The organism is Serratia sp. C2(1) (assembly GCF_036352655.1).
Taxonomy (GTDB): domain Bacteria; phylum Pseudomonadota; class Gammaproteobacteria; order Enterobacterales; family Enterobacteriaceae; genus Serratia; species Serratia inhibens.
This window is the reverse complement of the sequence record NZ_JAZFBA010000014.1, coordinates 1-3575: the sequence shown is the minus strand read 5'-3', so window position 1 is coordinate 3575 and position 3575 is coordinate 1. Positions and strand designations below refer to the sequence as shown.

Here is a 3575-nt window from a genome sequence, read left to right as displayed (position 1 = left end):
CGGCTCTGCCACACGGCCGTTCTTCGGCGTGCAGCCTGCGTTGGTCGATAACCTAGGTACACCTCAGGAAGGTGCCTGCGAAGGCAATTTGGTGATCACCGATTCCTGGCCAGGCCAGGCGCGTACGCTGTTCGGTGACCACGATCGTTTTGAGCAGACCTACTTCTCCACCTTTAAAGGCATGTATTTCAGCGGTGACGGCGCACGCCGTGATGAAGATGGATATTACTGGATCACCGGGCGTGTCGATGACGTACTGAACGTTTCCGGGCACCGTCTGGGCACCGCAGAAATCGAATCTGCGTTGGTCTCGCACCCGAAAATCGCCGAAGCGGCGGTAGTCGGCATTCCGCATAATATTAAAGGCCAGGCAATTTACGCCTATATCACGCTGAATCATGGCGAAGAACCTTCCCCCGAACTCTATACCGAAGTTCGTAACTGGGTACGCAAGGAAATAGGACCGATCGCCACGCCAGACGTGTTGCACTGGACAGATTCGCTGCCCAAAACGCGCTCCGGCAAGATCATGCGCCGCATCCTGCGCAAAATCGCTGCGGGTGACACCAGCAACCTCGGTGACACATCAACCTTGGCGGACCCGGCGGTCGTCGACAAGCTGTTGGAAGAAAAACAATCAATGAAAGTACCGTCGTAATTTCCGCCGTCTCCGGCCGTTCATCAGGAAATCACCCGATGGACGGCTGTCAGCGCGGCGTTCTCGATCAATACCTACTGGAGACGCACTGATGAATGACACCATTTATCAAAGGATTGAGGAAAACCCGCGTTTTAAAGAGCTGGTACGAAAACGCGGCCGTTTCGCCTGGCTGCTTTCGTTGATTACGCTGGTACTTTATGTTGGCTTTATTTTACTGATCGCTTTCGATCCGCAGTGGCTTGGCACGCCGATCGCTGCTGGATCGACCATCACTCGAGGGATCCCGGTGGGTGTGGGCCTGATCGTTATCTCTTTCGTTTTGACCGGGATCTACGTATTCCGCGCTAATGGCGAGTTTGATCGCCTGACTGCAGAAATCCTGCGTGAGGTGAAGAAATGAAGCCTTTATTGTCCGCCATCACCCTGCTGGCTCTACCGGGCCTGGCCTTTGCCGATGCCATTGGCGGCGAAGTACAACGTCAGCCCTTGAATATTCAAGCGATCGTCATGTTCGTGTTGTTTGTCGGCGCCACCTTGTATATCACCTATTGGGCTTCCAAACGCACCCGATCGCGCCAGGACTATTACACTGCTGGGGGAAGAATCACCGGCCTGCAAAACGGTCTGGCTATCGCCGGTGACTTTATGTCGGCGGCCTCTTTCCTCGGCATTTCCGCGCTGGTATATACCTCTGGTTATGACGGGCTGATTTACTCTATCGGTTTTTTGATCGGTTGGCCGATCATTCTGTTCCTGATTGCCGAACGCCTGCGTAACCTTGGCCGCTATACTTTCGCTGACGTAGCCTCTTACCGTCTGAAGCAAAAACCGATCCGCACGCTTTCCGCCTGCGGTTCCCTGGTGGTGGTCGCGCTGTATCTGATTGCTCAGATGGTCGGGGCCGGCAAGTTGATCCAATTACTGTTCGGTCTGAACTACCACGTGGCGGTAATTTTGGTCGGTATTTTGATGGTGTTATACGTTTTGTTCGGCGGCATGCTGGCCACGACTTGGGTACAGATTATCAAAGCGGTGCTGCTGTTGGCGGGTGCCAGCTTTATGGCGCTGATGGTGATGAAATCGGTCAACTTTGACTTCAACACTCTGTTTGCCGAAGCCGTGAAAGTGCATCCGAAGGGCATCGCCATTATGAGCCCGGGTGGTCTGGTTTCGGATCCTGTTTCCGCGCTTTCCCTGGGGTTGGCACTGATGTTCGGTACTGCCGGTTTGCCGCACATTCTGATGCGCTTCTTCACCGTCAGCGATGCCAAAGAGGCCCGTAAAAGCGTGTTCTATGCCACCGGATTTATCGGTTACTTCTATATCCTGACCTTTATTATCGGCTTCGGCGCAATTTTGTTAGTGGGTCCTAACCCGGCGTTCAAAGACGCTACCGGGGCACTGTTGGGCGGCACCAATATGGCTGCGGTGCATTTGGCCAACGCGGTTGGCGGTAACTTCTTCCTCGGCTTTATCTCGGCAGTCGCCTTTGCCACCATCCTCGCGGTGGTTGCCGGCCTGACGCTGGCAGGGGCATCTGCGGTATCTCACGACTTGTACGCTAGCGTGGTTAAAGATGGCAAAGCGACCGAGCGTGATGAACTGCGGGTTTCCAAGATCACCGTGGTGATCCTGGGGATCGTGGCTATTGCGCTGGGAATTTTGTTTGAGAAGCAGAATATCGCCTTTATGGTGGGGCTGGCCTTCTCTATCGCCGCCAGCTGTAACTTCCCGATCATCATTCTTTCGATGTATTGGTCACGCCTGACGACCCGTGGTGCGATGGTCGGTGGCTGGCTGGGCTTGCTGACCGCTGTGATCCTGATGATCCTGGGCCCGACGATTTGGGTGCAGATCCTTGGCCATGAAAAACCGATCTACCCTTATGAATACCCGGCGCTGTTCTCGATGCTGGTGGCATTTATAGGGACCTGGCTGTTCTCCGTCACCGACAGTTCGCTGGCCGGGCAGCAAGAACGCGAGCGTTTCCGCTCTCAGTTTGTTCGTTCGCAAACCGGGCTGGGCATCTCTCAGGGTAGCTCGCATTAACTGAATAATAAGTGAAAAAAAAGCAAACACCCCCTAATCAAAGGCCCTTCAGGGCCTTTTCTCTTTCTGTCAGTTGTAAATATTCTTTAAAGGTTCATCGCTTCTATCGGGGTTTTTCATTCGGCTGACAGGAATCAAGATAAGTACTCTGAACCATTCAAGAGACAAAATCATGAAACAGCCTACGGCCTTGCTATTGTTGGCTTTTGCCGGCAATACACTGGCAGCCCCACTCATAGAACCATTGCAGTTGATTAGCGACCATACCCTGCCGGTTGCACAGTTGCAGGCGCAAATACTTGCCGCCAAACGCTACGACAGCTTCTGGAATACCGGCGATGAGATGCTGGCAAAACAGGCGCTGGCTCGTGACTTTACCGATATGACCTTGCCCGCTGGCAGAATCCAGGGTATTCGCGGCGCGTTGCAGGCCTCGAGAACCTTCCGCCAGGCCGTCACGGATTTACGTTGCGAGGTAACGCAAATGATTGTCTCTGGCGATCGCGTCGTGGCACATTTGCACTTTAGCGGGCATTTCACCGGTCGTTTTCAGGGTAAGCAAGGAAAGGGACAACCCATTGATTTTATTGCAACTGATATCTATCAGATCAAGCAAGGAGCAATAACCGCCAATTGGCATATTGAGGATAATCTAGCGTTATTACGGCAGTTAGGGAGCGTGAAAATGTAGCAACTGAGGCGCAGCGTAGCTGCGTCCGTTGTTTCCTCGCCCCAAAGCAAAAAGCCCTACGCTTTCACGTAGGGCTTGTTGCTTTATTTGATGCCTGGCAGTGTCCTACTCTCGCATGGGGAGACCCCACACTACCATCGGCGCTACGGCGTTTCACTTCTGAGTTCGGCATGG

The 3575-nt window shown here is 53.6% G+C and carries 4 protein-coding genes and 1 rRNA gene; 4 read left to right on the top strand and 1 reads right to left on the bottom strand.

The window, feature by feature from the left end:
- The 4 genes from V2S86_RS25290 to V2S86_RS25275 all read left to right on the top strand — a co-directional run.
- The coding region (locus tag V2S86_RS25290; RefSeq protein ID WP_442996190.1) for an AMP-binding enzyme at positions 1-658 on the top strand (658 nt) is incomplete at its 5' end.
- Between the two features lie 91 nt (positions 659-749).
- Positions 750-1061 (top strand): DUF485 domain-containing protein, encoded by a 312-nt coding sequence (locus V2S86_RS25285; protein WP_004954024.1) that lies wholly within the window; start codon positions 750-752, stop codon positions 1059-1061.
- Positions 1058-2710 (top strand): cation/acetate symporter ActP, encoded by a 1653-nt coding sequence (gene actP, locus V2S86_RS25280; protein WP_330764612.1) that lies wholly within the window; start codon positions 1058-1060, stop codon positions 2708-2710. The genes V2S86_RS25285 and actP overlap by 4 nt, the downstream gene beginning before the upstream one ends.
- Positions 2711-2882: 172 nt before the next feature.
- The gene (locus V2S86_RS25275) at positions 2883-3401 is read left to right on the top strand and encodes an ester cyclase (protein WP_330764611.1); all 519 of its coding nucleotides are present in this window, start codon (positions 2883-2885) and stop codon (positions 3399-3401) included.
- A gap of 92 nt (positions 3402-3493) precedes the next feature.
- On the opposite strand, the gene rrf is transcribed toward V2S86_RS25275, so the two are convergent.
- A 5S ribosomal RNA gene (gene rrf / locus V2S86_RS25525) occupies positions 3494-3575 on the bottom strand; the annotation flags it as partial.

What these genes read in the sequence shown, in the direction of transcription:
- V2S86_RS25285 (WP_004954024.1), top strand. Translation starts at nt 750, where the DNA reads ATGAATGACACCATTTATCAAAGGATTGAGGAAAACCCGCGTTTTAAA.
- actP (WP_330764612.1), top strand. Translation starts at nt 1,058, where the DNA reads ATGAAGCCTTTATTGTCCGCCATCACCCTGCTGGCTCTACCGGGCCTG.
- V2S86_RS25275 (WP_330764611.1), top strand. Translation starts at nt 2,883, where the DNA reads ATGAAACAGCCTACGGCCTTGCTATTGTTGGCTTTTGCCGGCAATACA.